Annotated in this window: 14 protein-coding genes and 2 tRNA genes; 11 read left to right on the forward strand and 5 right to left on the reverse strand. The window is 58.8% G+C overall.

The features are described 5' to 3' along the window. Window positions 1-6: 6 nt before the first annotated feature. The 4 genes from KDX39_RS05480 (at window position 7) to KDX39_RS05495 (ending at window position 4,668) form a co-directional block, all read left to right on the forward strand. A tRNA-Met gene (locus KDX39_RS05480) sits at window positions 7-83 on the forward strand. Between the two features lie 182 nt (window positions 84-265). Then, a tRNA-Met gene (locus KDX39_RS05485) sits at window positions 266-342 on the forward strand. A gap of 352 nt (window positions 343-694) precedes the next feature. Beyond that, a complete protein-coding gene (mprF, locus tag KDX39_RS05490) occupies window positions 695-3,337 on the forward strand; it encodes a bifunctional lysylphosphatidylglycerol flippase/synthetase MprF (protein ID WP_231659659.1) in 2,643 nt (880 codons plus the stop codon). Further along, a complete protein-coding gene (locus tag KDX39_RS05495; protein ID WP_184318997.1) occupies window positions 3,337-4,668 on the forward strand; it encodes a virulence factor family protein in 1,332 nt (443 codons plus the stop codon). The genes mprF and KDX39_RS05495 overlap by 1 nt, the downstream gene beginning before the upstream one ends. 80 nt (window positions 4,669-4,748) lie before the next feature. Here the strand turns inward: KDX39_RS05495 and KDX39_RS05500 are convergent, their stop codons facing one another. Then, window positions 4,749-6,644, reverse strand: coding sequence for a potassium transporter Kup (locus KDX39_RS05500; RefSeq protein WP_231659660.1), 1,896 nt, complete (start codon window positions 6,642-6,644; stop codon window positions 4,749-4,751). Between the two features lie 260 nt (window positions 6,645-6,904). On the opposite strand from KDX39_RS05500, the gene rimO reads away from it, so the two are divergent. From rimO to tsaA, 5 genes are all read left to right on the forward strand, one after another. Next, entirely contained in the window at window positions 6,905-8,248 is a 1,344-nt protein-coding gene (gene rimO, locus KDX39_RS05505; protein ID WP_231659661.1) for a 30S ribosomal protein S12 methylthiotransferase RimO, read from the forward strand. A gap of 106 nt (window positions 8,249-8,354) precedes the next feature. Continuing rightward, window positions 8,355-8,798 (forward strand): GNAT family N-acetyltransferase, encoded by a 444-nt coding sequence (locus KDX39_RS05510; protein WP_231659662.1) that lies wholly within the window; start codon window positions 8,355-8,357, stop codon window positions 8,796-8,798. A gap of 91 nt (window positions 8,799-8,889) precedes the next feature. Then, window positions 8,890-9,600 carry an rRNA pseudouridine synthase gene (locus KDX39_RS05515; protein WP_210072846.1) on the forward strand — a complete coding sequence of 237 codons (711 nt, stop codon included), beginning with the start codon at window positions 8,890-8,892 and terminating at the stop codon, window positions 9,598-9,600. 69 nt (window positions 9,601-9,669) lie between these two features. Further along, the gene (locus KDX39_RS05520; RefSeq protein WP_210040489.1) at window positions 9,670-10,131 is read left to right on the forward strand and encodes a DUF1456 family protein; all 462 of its coding nucleotides are present in this window, start codon (window positions 9,670-9,672) and stop codon (window positions 10,129-10,131) included. Window positions 10,132-10,141: 10 nt separating this feature from the next. Next, complete coding sequence (gene tsaA / locus KDX39_RS05525) at window positions 10,142-10,849, forward strand: tRNA (N6-threonylcarbamoyladenosine(37)-N6)-methyltransferase TrmO (RefSeq protein ID WP_231659663.1); 708 nt, start codon at window positions 10,142-10,144, stop codon at window positions 10,847-10,849. Between the two features lie 49 nt (window positions 10,850-10,898). Here the strand turns inward: tsaA and fpr are convergent, their stop codons facing one another. Next, a complete protein-coding gene (gene fpr, locus KDX39_RS05530) occupies window positions 10,899-11,678 on the reverse strand; it encodes a ferredoxin-NADP reductase (protein WP_002554680.1) in 780 nt (259 codons plus the stop codon). 123 nt (window positions 11,679-11,801) lie between these two features. Between fpr and KDX39_RS05535 the strand changes: the two genes are divergently transcribed. Then, window positions 11,802-12,728, forward strand: coding sequence for a LysR family transcriptional regulator (locus KDX39_RS05535; RefSeq protein WP_210040484.1), 927 nt, complete (start codon window positions 11,802-11,804; stop codon window positions 12,726-12,728). A 14-nt stretch (window positions 12,729-12,742) separates the two neighbouring features. Here KDX39_RS05535 and KDX39_RS05540 read toward each other — a convergent pair whose 3' ends face one another. From KDX39_RS05540 to KDX39_RS05550, 3 genes are all read right to left on the reverse strand, one after another. Then, entirely contained in the window at window positions 12,743-13,108 is a 366-nt protein-coding gene (locus tag KDX39_RS05540) for a diacylglycerol kinase (protein WP_004879098.1), read from the reverse strand. 82 nt (window positions 13,109-13,190) lie between these two features. Next, window positions 13,191-13,838: a response regulator transcription factor ErdR gene (gene erdR, locus KDX39_RS05545; protein WP_004879097.1), complete on the reverse strand. Its 648-nt coding sequence runs from the start codon at window positions 13,836-13,838 to the stop codon at window positions 13,191-13,193. Window positions 13,839-14,075: 237 nt separating this feature from the next. Further along, entirely contained in the window at window positions 14,076-14,789 is a 714-nt protein-coding gene (locus KDX39_RS05550; RefSeq protein WP_210040482.1) for a tRNA-uridine aminocarboxypropyltransferase, read from the reverse strand. A 218-nt stretch (window positions 14,790-15,007) separates the two neighbouring features. On the opposite strand from KDX39_RS05550, the gene KDX39_RS05555 reads away from it, so the two are divergent. Beyond that, complete coding sequence (locus tag KDX39_RS05555; protein ID WP_231659664.1) at window positions 15,008-15,424, forward strand: quorum-sensing-regulated virulence factor family protein; 417 nt, start codon at window positions 15,008-15,010, stop codon at window positions 15,422-15,424. Window positions 15,425-15,471: the final 47 nt, after the last annotated feature.

Raw genomic sequence — 15,471 nt, forward strand, 5'->3', positions numbered from 1 at the left:
CACAGACGCGGGATGGAGCAGTCTGGTAGCTCGTCGGGCTCATAACCCGAAGGTCGTCGGTTCAAATCCGGCTCCCGCAACCAAACATCAAGAAAGGCTACTCGAAAGAGTGGCCTTTTTTGTGCGCACTCATAAAGCATCGACTCTTGCTTCTATATAGAAGGACCATGCCAACTGAGTAGAAGCATGACGCGAGGTTATTTTCAGCTTTCCAGCTTTAAGGGTTGACACTTTTGCGTTCGGCTGTAGAATGCCGCCACACAGACGCGGGATGGAGCAGTCTGGTAGCTCGTCGGGCTCATAACCCGAAGGTCGTCGGTTCAAATCCGGCTCCCGCAACCAAACATCAAGAAAGGCTGCTCGAAAGAGCGGCCTTTTTTGTGCTTGATAGAAAATCCTCTCGCATCACCCGTAACTGTCTGACAAAAAAAGACTATTTGGTCCAGGCGCTGAAGCCCTATCATCACTGCCGTCACGCAATGTTTCCATTTGCGACAGTTTTTTCACATCCTGCCGATAGGCTTATAGCTAAGCTGAATCAGACCTGAATCACGGCTGAACAGCGGCGACCCGGTTTATTCGCTATTCGCTCGTTAGGCGTTGACGCGCTAACATCCTGAAATATTTTTTGCGTAGGGATTGGTAACTTGGCTGTATACCTCCATCCTGTCGCGCACGATCCAAGGAGTGATTGATGCGCGACAACACGTCAGATTCCAATGAAGCAGTAAATGCCGATCAACCTGGCAAACCCGCACGCCTGAGCTGGCGAGAGTTGCTGAGCAAGTATCGCCAGCCTATCGGGCTGGCTGTGATGCTGTTGCTGTTCGGCCTGGCACTGATCGCCTGCCGGCACATGCTCATCGAAATGGACTGGTACGCGCTGCATGACTCCCTGTTCGCGGTGCCCCTGCCCTCTCTGGGCGGTGCTTTGCTGGCTGCGATAATCGGCTATGTCATCCTGATGGGTTACGAGTTGTCGGCCAGTCGCTATGCCAACGTCGACCTGCCGACCAAAACACTGATCCTCGGTGGCTTCACGTCGTTTGCGATCGGCAACGCGGTGGGCCTGTCGATGCTGTCGGGTGGTTCGGTCCGCTATCGCCTGTATTCGCGACATGGGATCGGCGCGATTGAAATCGCCCGTATGACCGTGTTCGCCAGTCTATCGCTGGGCTGCGCGCTGCCGCCGCTCGCCGCGCTGGCAACCCTGAGCAATCTGTCCGGTGCCTCACTGGCCTTGAAGCTTCCTGTGGAAGTGCTCGCGGTCATCGCAACCGCAGTGTTGGTCGGCAGCATTCTACTGGCGGTCGCCATCTATCGCCGCCGCATGCCAGAACAGGACATCCCCCACAACATTCTTGTGCGCCTTGGTCGTCGCACCCTGCGCCTTCCAGATCTGCGCCTGACCCTTATCCAATTGGTGATCACTGCACTCGACGTGGCGGCTGCCGCTCTGGTGCTTTACCTGCTGCTGCCCCAGGCACCACCGCTGGGCGCGTTCATGCTGATCTATCTGCTGGCACTGGCGGCTGGCGTACTCAGCCATGTTCCCGGTGGCGTCGGCGTCTTTGAAGCGATCCTGCTGGCTGCGTTTGCCAACGAGCTGGGAGCAGCGCCCCTGGCAGCCGCCCTGTTGTTGTATCGCCTGATCTACGTTGTGCTGCCACTGCTGCTGGCATGCCTGACACTGCTGTTCACCGAAGCTCAGCGATTATTTCCGACGCGGCAGGCGATGCGCGTCGCTTCAGGCCTGGCGGCACCGATCCTGGCACTGCTGGTTTTCTTGTCGGGGGTGGTGCTGCTCTTCTCTGGTGCCACCCCTGAAATCGATACCCGACTGGAAAACGTCGGCTTCATGATTCCCCATCGCCTGATCGACGCGTCGCACTTTGGCGCAAGTCTGGTGGGCGTCCTGTGCCTGCTGCTTGCTCAGGGCCTGCGTCGGCGGTTGTCCGCTGCGTGGATCCTGACCGTGGTTCTACTGGTGGTGGGAGCCGTGCTGTCGATGCTGAAAGGCTTTGACTGGGAGGAAGCCAGCCTTCTGCTGCTCACCGCCGTCTTGCTGATGACCTTCCGCCGCTCGTTCTATCGCCCGAGCCGCCTGTTCGAAGTGCCCTTCTCGCCGCTCTATCTGATCGCCAGTGTCTGCGTGGTCGGTGCGTCGATCTGGCTGCTGTTGTTTGCTTATCAGGACGTGCCTTACAGTCATCAATTGTGGTGGCAGTTCACGCTGGATGCCGACGCCCCTCGCGGCCTGCGCTCGGCGCTGGGCAGCGCGGTTCTGCTGGTGGTCGTCTCCCTGACCTGGTTGCTGCGTACCGCCCGCCCGGTCATCAAGCTGCCCGATGCAGCCGATCTGGACAAGGCAGCCGAGATTCTCAAAGCCTCCAGCCAGCCTGACGGAGGGCTGGTACTGACCGGTGACAAGGCCATCCTGTTTCACCCGGCCGGCAACGCTTTTCTGATGTACTCGCACCGCGGTCGCAGTCTGGTGGCGCTGTATGACCCTATCGGTCCGACACAACAGCGTGCCGAGCTGATCTGGCAATTCCGCGACCTGTGCGACGTTCACCATGCACGCCCCGTGTTCTATCAGGTGCGCGCGGAAAACCTGCCGTTCTACATGGACATCGGGCTGACCGCTATCAAGCTGGGCGAGGAAGCCAGAGTCAACTTGCTGAAATTCGATATCGACGCCAAAGGCAAGGAGATGAAGGACCTGCGCTACACCTGGAACCGTGGTGGTCGTGATGGTCTTTCGCTGGAAATCTACGAGCAGGGCGAAGCGCCGATCGATGAGCTCAAAGCGATCTCCGACGCATGGCTGACCGGCAAGAACGTGCGCGAGAAAGGCTTTTCGCTGGGACGCTTCAACCCCGAGTACCTCAAATACTTCCGCATTGCGATCGTTCACTTCCAGGGCAAGCCAGTGGCGTTTTCCAACCTGCTGGAAACCACCAGCCATGAACTGGCCAGCCTGGACCTGATGCGCTCGCACCCGGATGCGCCAAAACTGACCATGGAATTCATGATGGTCGGGTTGATTCTGCACTACAAGGCGCAGGGCTATTCCCGCTTCAGCCTGGGTATGGTGCCCCTGTCCGGCCTGCAGCCGCGTCGCGGAGCACCCCTGACCCAGCGTCTGGGCTCGATGATCTTCCGTCGTGGAGAACAGCTCTACAACTTCCAGGGGCTGCGCCGCTTCAAGGACAAGTTCCAGCCCGATTGGGAACCTCGTTATATGGCCGTGCCTGCCGGACTCGATCCGCTCGTGGCACTGGCTGACACTGCCGCCCTGATTGCGGGCGGCCTGACTGGATTGGTGAAACGCTGATGATTCGACGCTCCTGGCGCCTTTTGCTTGCAGCTCTGGTAATTCTTCTTTTGGTCGCACTGGGAGTCTGGATATGGAGCCGCCCCGCTCCACCCGCCACACTTGAGCACTTGAATCTGAATGACGGGGCCGCGTTGACCAGCGTTACACCGGCCACCCGCATCAAGACCCGTATCGCGCTGGCTGTCACCGCCGAGGAGATGCTCACCGACAAGCAACTGCTGGCCATCAGCAAAGATGCTTCGGCGCGCATCGTTCAGGTTGTTCTGCCTAAAGACGATTGCGTCATGCAGCAGAAAACCTTTCAGAGTGCCCTCGAAAAACTTGACGGCCCTGCGCTGGTGGTAGGCGGGATAGGCCCGGGCGCGACCCTGGCATGGCGCTGGCTGGCCGGGCAGACTGACGACAAGGCTCAGGCGATCTCGGTAGGCTTCGCTCTGGAGCACGTGTCCAATCCGCCACCGGTGGTGGATGAAGGGGACACGCCGCCACTCATCTGTGACGTGCCGCTGCCTCAGAAGGCGCCGCACGGGCACTGGCTGGCGGCCTGGAATGACGCGCCGGATGATCCGAGCGCAGCATTCGTACGGGATCAGACGAACGCCGACACCAGCATCAGCGATTACGATATTCCCTTGCCGCAGGTTTTGAACACCGAACTGCGCCACCTGCTGCTGGGCGAAAACGATGCAGGCGGTCTGGGCATTCCTGTCGTTGAAGTACCGGCCAGCCAACCATCCGACACCGTCACGCTGTTCATGTCCGGTGACGGCGGCTGGCGCGATCTGGACAAGGTCGTGGCGGGCGACATGGCGAAGATGGGCTATCCCGTGGTCGGCATCGATGTGCTGCGTTACTACTGGGAACACAAGACACCTGAGCAGACCGCCATCGACCTCACCGACCTGATGAACCACTACCGTCAGAAATGGGGCACCAAACGCTTCATCCTTGCCGGTTACTCGTTCGGCGCCGACGTCATGCCTGCGATCTACAACCGTCTCGCGACGGACGATCAGAACCGTGTGGACGCAATCATCCTGCTGGCATTCGCTCGCTCCGGCAGTTTCGAGATTCACGTGGATGGCTGGCTGGGCAACGCGGGCAAAGAGGCGACCACAGGACCTGAGATGGCCAAGCTGCCTGCTGCCAAAGTGCTCTGCGTCTACGGCATTGAAGAGAAGAAGGACAGCGGTTGCACCGATACCACAGCGGTGGGTGAAGCGGTCCAGCTGCCCGGTGGTCATCACTTCGATGAGGACTACCCTGCCCTGGCCAAACGCCTGATCGACGCCATCAACAAGCGTCAGGGCAAGACTGGCGCTCAATAACCGGTCAGTTATCCGAGACCAAAAAAATCCCGGCACCGTAAGGTCGCCGGGATTTTTATGGGCCGGGTATATCCGGCAGCTTACATCTCGACTTGCGTACCCAGCTCGATCACGCGGTTGAACGGCAGTTTGAAGAAGCGCAGGTTGCCGTTGGCGTTCTTGAGCATGAAAGCGAACAGTGCTTCGCGCCAGCGAGCCATGCCTACCATCTTCGACGGGATAACCGTCTCGCGACTCAGGAAATAGGTGGTACGCATCGGGCTGAAGTCCAGCTCAGCCAGGTGACACAGAGCAAGCGCAGCGGGCACGTCCGGCTCGTCGATGAACCCGAAGTGCAGGATCACGCGATAAAACCCCTCACCGTACGACTCGACCTCGAAACGCTGCTGAGCCGGGACCCTAGGCGAATCCTCGTAGACAACCGTCAACAGCACGACCTGCTCATGCAGTACCTGGTTGTGCAGCATGTTGTGCAGCAACGCATGCGGCACGGCATCCGAACGCGCCGTCAGGAACACCGCCGTGCCTTGCACGCGATGCGGCGGCTGCACACGGATGCTGCCAATGAAGATCGGGAGCGGCAGACCGCCCTCGTCGATGCGTTCGGCGAGCAACTGTTTGCCACGCTTCCAGGTGGTCATGAGGATGAACAGCACAGCCCCCGCCAACACCGGAAAGGCACCACCCTGGAAGATCTTCGGCACGTTCGCGGCGAAAAACAGACCGTCAACCAGCAACAGCCCCACCAGCAGCGGAACGGCCAGCAATGGCGGCCATTTCCACAGCAGCAGCATCACCGAAGACACCAGAATGGTGGTGCAGAGCATGGTCCCGGTTACTGCCACACCGTAGGCAGAAGCCAGCGCGCCGGAAGACTCGAAGCCAATCACCAGCATGATCACGCCCGCCATCAGTGCCCAGTTCACAGCGCCGATGTAGATCTGGCCCTGCGCATCGCTGGAGGTGTGCTGAATGTACATGCGCGGAATATAGCCAAGCTGGATGGCTTGCAGCGTCATGGAAAACGCACCGGAAATCACCGCCTGGGAGGCAATGATCGTCGCCATGGTCGACAGGCCGATCAGCGGCAGCAGCGCCCAACCCGGCGCCAGCAGATAGAACGGATTGCGAACGGTCTCGGGGTTGCCCAGCACCAGCGCACCCTGACCGAAATAGTTGAGCAACAACGCCGGCAGCACGAGGATGAACCACGCCCGCGAGATGGGCTTGCGACCGAAGTGGCCCATGTCGGCATACAAGGCTTCGGCGCCGGTCAACGCCAGCACTACCGCGCCCAGAATGGCGACACCGATGCCTGGATGAATAATGAAGAAGCGCACACCCCAGACAGGGTTCACCGCCTTGAGCACTTCCGGCGACTGCATGATGCCGTAGACACCCAGTGCGCCCAACACGACGAACCAGGTGACCATTACCGGCCCGAACAGCACACCGATGCGCGCCGTACCGTGCCTCTGAATCAGGAACAGCCCGATCAACACCACTAGCGCCATCGGCACGATCCAGTGTTCCAGTCCGTCGAACGCCAGCTCCAGACCTTCCATTGCAGACAGCACCGAGACGGCAGGCGTAATCATGCTGTCGCCATAGAACAGGGCCGCACCGAACAGGCCGAACACCACCATCATCATCTGCAATTTGGGGAATCTGGCCGTAGCCCGCCGCGCCAGCGCAGTCAGGGCCATAATGCCGCCCTCGCCCTGGTTGTCGGCGCGCAGGATGAAGACCATGTACTTGAAGGACACCACCCAGATCAGCGACCAGAAAATCAGCGACAGTACGCCCAGAATCGCGTCATGCGTGACCTCGACCCCGTATCCGCCCAGAAACACCTCCTTGAGCGTATACAGCGGGCTGGTGCCGATATCGCCATACACAACACCCACCGCCGCGATCAGAAGTCCCACAGGCCTGGCAGCCTTTCCAGAACCTTCATGACTGTTTGTTTGACTCATCCACTACTCCCGGAAACCAGACATGAGGCTCAAAGCACTATGAACTTCACAACGCGTAACAATTCAGAACCGCCCAGACATTGACATGCCTCGACGCAATGGCGCGAAGCATAACGCAGCACTCGTCGTAATTCTCTTCCAAAGACTGGTCATCGTGCGCGGTCACCGCTAGAATTGCGCACTTTTTGATCAGAGGCGCAACCAAGCGCCCAACCGGTGCCTGCACGTAGTGTCCAGGCCCCTTCACGCCGAGGTTCGCCATGTCCACCGTCACCACGCCATCCGCCCCCAAGGTCGGGTTCGTTTCTCTGGGTTGCCCGAAGGCTTTGGTCGATTCCGAACGCATCCTGACTCAATTGCGCATGGAAGGTTACGAAGTCGTCCCGACGTACGAAGATGCCGACGTGGTTGTCGTCAACACCTGCGGTTTCATCGACACGGCCAAGGCTGAATCGCTGGAAGTGATCGGTGAGGCGCTGGCGGAAAACGGTAAAGTGATCGTGACCGGCTGTATGGGCGTGGATGAAAGCGTCATTCGCAACGTCCACCCGAGCGTGTTGTCGGTGACCGGTCCTCAGCAATACGAGCAGGTCGTCAATGCCGTGCACGAAGTCGTGCCGCCGCGCCACGATCACAACCCGCTGATCGATCTGGTGCCGCCGCAAGGCATCAAGCTGACGCCGCGCCATTACGCGTACCTGAAGATTTCAGAAGGCTGCAACCACAGCTGCAGCTTTTGCATTATTCCGTCGATGCGCGGCAAGCTGGTCAGCCGCCCGGTCGGCGATGTGCTTGACGAAGCCAAGCGTCTGGTCAAATCCGGCGTGAAGGAATTGCTGGTCATTTCCCAGGACACCAGCGCCTACGGCGTCGACGTCAAGTACCGCACCGGTTTCTGGGACGGCCAGCCGGTCAAGACCCGCATGACCGAGCTGTGTCAGGCGCTGGGTTCCATGGGTGTCTGGGTACGACTGCATTACGTTTATCCGTACCCGCACGTTGATGAGCTGATCCCGTTGATGGCCGCGGGCAAGATCCTGCCGTATCTGGATATCCCGTTTCAGCACGCCAGCCCCAAGGTCCTCAAGCTGATGAAGCGTCCGGCCTTCGAGGACAAGACCCTTGCCCGCATCAAGAACTGGCGCGAGCAGTGCCCGGACCTGATCATCCGTTCGACCTTTATCGTCGGCTTCCCCGGCGAAACCGAAGAAGACTTCCAGTACCTGCTGGACTGGCTGACCGAGGCCCAACTGGACCGCGTCGGCTGCTTCCAGTACTCACCCGTCGAAGGCGCGCCTGCCAATCTGCTGGACGCCGCCGTTGTGCCGGATGACGTCAAACAGGACCGTTGGGACCGCTTCATGGCGCATCAGCAGGCCATCAGTGCCGCTCGCCTGCAGATGAAAATCGGCCGCGAGATCGAAGTGCTGATCGACGAAGTCGATGAGCGTGGCGCGGTCGGTCGCTGTTTCTTCGACGCCCCTGAAATCGACGGTAACGTGTTCATCGGCCTGGAAGATAACAGCACCGTCAAGCCAGGTGACAAGATCATGTGTCGCGTGACCGATGCCGATGAATACGACCTGTGGGCCGAAATCATCTGACGCGGGCTCCATTTGCCGGAAAAAAGCCCTGCCCTTCAAAACGGCAGGGCTTTTTCGTTGAGTTTTGCGGTCTATGCACAGACCGGACACTGGGAGCCCTGGCCCGATGGAATTCTACATTCCAGACAAGAACGACTACCCGGCTTTGGTAGACCTGTGGGAACGCTCGGTACGCGCCACTCACGATTTTCTGCCGGACGCCTATATCACGCTGCTGAAGGATCTGCTGCTCAGGCAGTATCTGGACAGCGTGACGCTGTTTTGTACCCGTGACGCACAGATGAACATCACCGGCTTTGCGGGTGTCAATCGAAGCAAGCTCGACATGTTGTTCATCGACCCTGAGCACCGCGCAGAAGGGCTGGGCTCACAGTTGCTGACCCATGCAATCTCACAGTTCAGAATCTACGAGCTGGATGTGAACGAACAGAATCCGCAAGCACTGGGGTTCTATCTCAAGCACGGCTTTGAAGTGGTCAGCCGTTCTGAGGTCGATGGCCTGGGCAACCCTTATCCGATGCTCAGAATGCAGTTGAGCCGCCGCAATTGACGTGCCTGAAGGCGCAATTGCAATGTTGCCGCGAATAACCCGGCGCAGGCGGTTACAATGGCGCCTTTCTCATCAGTAAACGGCTTCTTTCATGACAGACCCCATCCGCCTCTCCAAACGCCTCATTGATCTGGTCGGCTGCTCCCGCCGGGAGGCTGAACTATTCATTGAGGGAGGTTGGGTCACCGTGGATGGCGTGGTGGTCGAAGAGCCGCAATTCAAGGTCGATACCCAGAAGGTAGAGCTGAGCCCTGATGCCAAGGCCGACGCACCGGAGCCGGTCACTATCATCTTCCACACGCCTGCCTCGGCCACTGCCGAAAGTGCGCTGCAGATGATCACGCCCGGCACGCTTTGCGAAGAACACAGCTACGGCAAACGCCCCCTCAAGGGCCACTTTTTGCGGCTTGAAGCGATCTCCAGCCTGCAGACCAACGCCAGCGGCCTGATGGTATTCAGCCAGGACTGGAAAATCCTGCGCAAACTCACCGACGACCGCAGCAAGATCGAGCAAGAGTACGTCGTGGAGATCTCCGGCGAGATGGTCCCTCATGGACTGAATCGCTTGAACCACGGCCTGACCTACAAGGGCAAGGAGCTGCCGAAGGTCAAAGCCAGTTGGCAGAACGAGAACCGACTGCGTTTCGCCATGAAAAATCCGCAGCCCGGGGTCATCGCTCAGCTCTGCGAGGCTGTCGGCCTGAAAATCGTCTCCATTCGCCGCATCCGCATTGGCGGTGTGTCCATGGGCAAGCTGCCCGAGGGGCAATGGCGTTACATGACGACCAAGGAAAAGTTCTAACGCCTCTCTCATTACCGGGCGCACGCGCTTGTTCGTGCGCCGTCAAAAGACTTACAGGACTCACCGCTCATGATGAACAACGATGTATTGCGCAGCGTGCGCTACATGCTCGATATCAGCGACAGCAAAATTGTCGAAATCACCGGACTGACTGGTTTTGAGGTCTCCAGGAGCGACGTCATTGCGTTCATGAAGAAAGAGGAAGAAGAAGGCTACCTGGATTGCAGCGACGAGGTCATGGCGCACTTTCTGGACGGCCTGGTCTACTTCAAGCGCGGCAAGGACGAGAGCCGTCCACCTCAGCCTATCGACCTGCCGATCACCAATAACATCGTGCTGAAAAAGCTGCGCGTGGCCTTCGAACTGAAAGAGGACGACATGCACGCGATCCTCAAGTCCGTCGACTTCCCGGTCTCCAAGCCGGAGCTGAGCGCTCTGTTTCGCAAGGTAGGTCATACCAACTACCGCGAATGCGGCGACCAGTTGCTGCGCAACTTCCTCAAGGGTCTGACCCTGCGCGTTCGCGGCTGAGTCCGCAGGCATGACCCACACCGTTTCACCTGTCGGCTACATGCGCTCCTGCTTCAAGGAGAAGTTCGCCATTCCGCGCCAGCCACACCTGGCACCGGCGGCGCGCGGCGTGCTGGAACTGGTCGCCCCCTTCGATCAGGGTGATGCGGTGCAGGGTCTTGAGCAGGTCAGCCATGTCTGGTTGCTGTTCCTGTTTCATCTGGCGCTGGAAGACAAGCCACGTCTGAAAGTGCGCCCGCCTCGTCTGGGCGGCAATCAGTCGATGGGCGTATTCGCTACCCGCGCCACTCATCGCCCAAATGGCATCGGTCAGTCAGTGGTCAGGCTGGACAAGGTTGAAGCCGGGCGTCTGTGGCTGTCAGGTATTGACCTGCTGGACGGGACGCCGGTGCTGGACATCAAGCCTTATGTACCCTATGCCGACGCTGTCGAAAGCGCGACCAACTCCATGGCCAGTGCTGCACCCGAGTTGATTCCGGTGCACTGGCAGGAGGCTGCGCTGGTTCAGGCGCACGAGCATGCCTTGAGGCTGGGGGAGCCACTGATGGAACTGATTGAGCAGTGCCTGGCTCAGGATCCACGGCCGGCTTATCAGACGCCCACATCCGAGCGTCGCTATGGTGCGCAGTTCTGGGATCTGGATGTTCGCTGGCATTACCCCCAGGCAGGTGTCATCTGCGTGCTGGAAGTGATCCCGGCACAAGACTCCGGCCAATAAAAAACCGCCTCATCCTGCCCAAGGGTGAGGCGGTTTTTTTCAACCCGGCTTACTTCTCGACGAATGCACGCTCGATCAGGTAGTCGCCAGGCTCACGCATGCGTGGCGAAACGGTCAGGCCGAAGCTGTTGAGCACTTCGCTGGTCTCGTCGAGCATGCTTGGACTACCGCACAGCATGGCACGGTCGTCCTGAGGATTGATCGGCGGCAGACCGATGTCGCTGAACAGCTTGCCGCTGCGCATCAGGTCAGTCAGGCGGCCTTCGTTCTCGAACGGCTCGCGTGTCACGGTCGGGTAATAGATCAGCTTGTCACGCAGCGCTTCACCGAAGAACTCGTTCTGCGGCAGGTGCTCAGTGATGAACTCACGATAAGCGACTTCGTTAACGTAACGCACGCCGTGGCACAGGATGACCTTTTCGAAACGCTCATAGGTTTCAGGGTCCTGAATGACGCTCATGAACGGCGCCAGGCCGGTCCCGGTGCTGAGCAGATAAAGATGTTTGCCCGGTTTGAGGTCATCCAGCACCAGCGTGCCCGTAGGCTTTTTGCTGATGATGATCTCGTCGCCTTCCTTGAGGTGTTGCAACTGGGAGGTCAGCGGACCGTCCGGCACCTTGATGCTGAAGAACTCCAGATGCTCTTCCCAGTTGGGGCTGGCAATCGAATACGCACGCATGAGCGGACGACCATTTGGCTGCTGCAGGCCGATCATGACGAACTGACCGTTCTCGAAACGCAGACCAGGGTCGCGGGTGCACTTGAAACTGAAGAGGGTGTCGTTCCAGTGATGGACGCTGAGGACACGCTCGTGGTTCATGTTGCTCATGTACGTGGGAACTCCTGAAAATTTCGTGCGCGCATGGGCATTGCGCTATTGCGCGACATTCTAGTGGCAGACACAATATCTGTTAAATGAATTATCAAGATATAGGTTATCGGTTATATAGATATGCGATTCACTCTTCGTCAACTTCAGGTTTTTGTCGCCGTCGCCCAGCAGGAAAGCGTCTCGCGCGCTGCCGTGCTGCTTTCACTCTCCCAGTCGGCCGCCAGCACGTCCATCACAGAACTGGAGCGCCAGTCCAGTTGCCAGCTGTTCGACCGCGCCGGCAAGCGACTGAGCCTCAATGCGACGGGTCGCCAGTTGCTGCCTCAGGCCGTTGCCTTGCTCGATCAGGCCAAGGAAATCGAAGACCTGCTCAACGGCAAGTCAGGCTTCGGCTCGCTGGCTGTTGGTGCGACGCTGACCATCGGCAACTACCTGGCAACGCTGTTGATCGGTGGATACATGCAGCGCCACCCGGAAAGCCAGGTAAAACTGCATGTTCAGAACACGGCGCACATCGTGCAACAGGTGGCGCACTACGAGATCGACCTTGGCTTGATCGAGGGCGATTGCAGCCACCCCGACATCGAAGTTCAGTCCTGGGTCGAAGATGAGCTGGTGGTGTTCTGTGCACCGCAACATCCGCTGGCCAAGCGTGGCCAGGCCACACTGGACGAACTGACACGCGAGGCATGGATTCTGCGCGAACAGGGTTCAGGCACCCGGCTGACGTTCGATCAGGCAATGCGTCATCACCGCAACGGTCTGAACGTGAAGCTGGAACTGGAGCACACGGAAGCGATAAAGCGGGCAGTGGAGTCCGGGCTGGGCATCGGATGCATTTCCAGACTGGCGCTGCGCGATGCGTTTCGTCGCGGCAATCTGGTCGAACTCACCACCCCGGATCTGGACCTTTCCCGGCAGTTCTACTTCATCTGGCATAAACAGAAGTATCAGACGTCCGCCATGCGCGAATTTCTCGACCTCTGCCGGGCATTCACGGCCGGCGTGCAGCGCAGCGACGAAATCGTGCTGCCCAGTCTGTACTGATAAATCGGTCAGACTCAGCCCAACAGGACGATGCCCCACACCAGACCGATCATGGTCAGGGCAATGAACTGCGCAGCGCTGCCCATGTCCTTGGCATTCTTGGACAGCGGATGCAGGTCCAGAGAGATCCGGTCGATGGCCGCCTCGACTGCGGAGTTGAGCAGCTCGACGATCAACGCCAACAGGCATACCGCTACCAGCAATGCGTGCTCGCCTTTACTGACCGTCAGAAAAAACGACAGAGGAATCAGCACCACATTGAGCAGCACCAATTGACGAAAAGCGGCTTCGCCCTTGAAAGCGGCGGTCAGGCCGTCCAGGGAATAACCTGCGGCGTTGAGGATTCGTTTCAGACCGGTTTGGCCTTTGAAGGGCGACATAGAGAGGCTGCTGTACAGTAAGGATGAGGAAAGCTAAGGGAACTCAGGTCAAAAAAGCGTGAACATTTTCTTTGACTGCCGTTTAGCTGGCTGAGATGGATTCAAGTTGTTGCAGCAGCAACGCGGCCTGGGTCCGGGTGCGCACGCCCAGCTTGCGAAAGATCGCCGTCACGTGGGCCTTGATGGTGGCCTCAGAGACACTCAGTTCAAACGCGATCTGCTTGTTCAGAAGGCCTTCACAGACCATGGTCAACACTCTGAACTGCTGCGGCGTCAAACTGGCAAGCCCGGCACTGGCGGCTTTGGCCTCATCTGAAACGCTGATGGTTTCGTTGACCTGCGGCGGCCACCAGACATCGCCCTCCAGAACCGTACGCACCGCATGCTGAATGGCCTCAAGCGAACTGGACTTGGGAATGAAACCACTGGCGCCGAATTCCCTGGAGCGAACGACAATGGACGCTTCTTCCTGCGCCGACACCATGACAACAGGGATCTGCGGGTATTGGCCCCGTAACAGAACGAGGCCGGAAAAGCCGTAGGCACCGGGCATGTTCAGATCAAGCAACACCAGATCCCAGTCCGTCTTCTGCTCCAGATGCGACTCCAGTTGCGCGATGCTTTCTGCCTCGACCAGCCGTGCATCTGGTCCCAGGCCGATGCTCAGCGCCTGCCGCAGCGCGCTGCGAAACAGGGGATGATCGTCGGCGATCAGGATGTCGTAGGTCATGTGTTGATCCTGTTTTCATAGTGAGGGCCAGCAACGCGGGCCGCTCAGCAGGGCATCCGAAAATGCCGGCAAATTCACGTTGCCCGATCAGGCAAGTGCAGCATCAAGCCCGGTGAATCGGCGTCCAAGCGGCGCCAAGCATGCCCAGCAACACCATGACGGTCAAGCATGACACGCCCTGGCCCCCACAACGAGATGGCAATCAGCCAATAGCCAAAGGGGCACACGTCCTGCGCACTATATAAAAGCCTTCAAATGAGTGTGGGCCGGGTCATCCGTATCGACGGGTCGCTGGTACTTGGCGCCCAGATAGTGAGCACTGAACACATCCAGATAAGCGTCCAGCACACCACTCGCGCTGACATCGCCGGCCAATTCCAGGCACAGCGCAGCCACTTCTGCCGTACAGAAATGATCATCGCGCCTGGAGCGACGCAAGCGGTAGCGCGATATCTGCTCGGGCTCCAGGCTCAACACCGGAAACTTCTCCAGATAGGGACTTTTGCGGAACATCTTGCGCGCCTCAGTCCAGGTGGCGTCCAGCAGAATGAACAAAGGCCGCTTGCCATCTTTTTCACGTGATACCTGAGTCACCACCCGCTCCCTGGCAACGAACTCGCCCGGAAACACGATATAAGGCTGCCATTGCGGATCATCCAGCAAGGCCAGCAACTGCTCATCGACGTCGATGCGCGACCAGCCGAACGCGTGCGTCTCATCGATGACATCAGCAATAAGCCAGCCGGTGTTGGTCGGCTTCAAAGGCTCGGTGTCGTACATCAACAGGCACATACCGGATTCGGCGGCGACCCTGGGCCGCCATGCACATAAACAGTAGCTGAAGATGACCCGGCAATCCGGGCAACGTGGCGCGCGCGAACCCCGGGCGATAAAGGGTTTGGTACTTCGCGCCAGCCGCTCATCGCGCAGGCGGGAGACAGCGTGGCTCATTGAGGCACACGCGTACTGAGGGAATACATCGACACCACGAGAACTCGGCAGGAATAAAGTGCGCGCAGTTTATCAGAGCGCCGACCGTTCAACCCTAGGCTGCGCGAAGACTCCTGTCTTATACTGCTTCGCCATCCAGACCCGCAGTCGGCAGGTTATCCCGGAACGCACTTTGAAGTCGCTGGTCCAACGGCCAGCTACTTAATCAGGAGAGTTTAATGCTGCGCCTCATCGCCCCTACCCTTACGCTTTTGTTCGTTGCTCCGCTGTGCGCCCAGGCGGCGTCGAAGCAGGAGTTCGAGCTCAGCAAGATGCTGGAAAAAGTCGCGAAGGAAAGCAGCGTCGGTACGCCTCGAGCGATCAACGAAGATATTCTGGATCAGGGCTATACCGTCAATGGCAAGGAGCTGATCAACCATCTGAGCGTACGTGAAGGCCAGGCGCAGCAAATGCGCGCCAATCCGGATGCGACGCGCAACCAGTTGGGCAACAGCGTCTGTCATAACAATGGCTTTCGTCAGTTGATGACCAAAGGTGCCGTACTCAAATATCAGTTCACCGAGTACAAGACCAATCGCCCGGTCGCGACCCAGACCTTCCAGGCCTCGGACTGCACGGTAAAACCCAAGAAATAAGCCGCTCTGCCCTTCCCGTGCGCCTGCCCCTCAGGCGCACGCTGTTC

It is taken from the genome of Pseudomonas sp. CDFA 610 (assembly GCF_021147865.1).
Taxonomy (GTDB): domain Bacteria; phylum Pseudomonadota; class Gammaproteobacteria; order Pseudomonadales; family Pseudomonadaceae; genus Aquipseudomonas; species Aquipseudomonas alliivorans.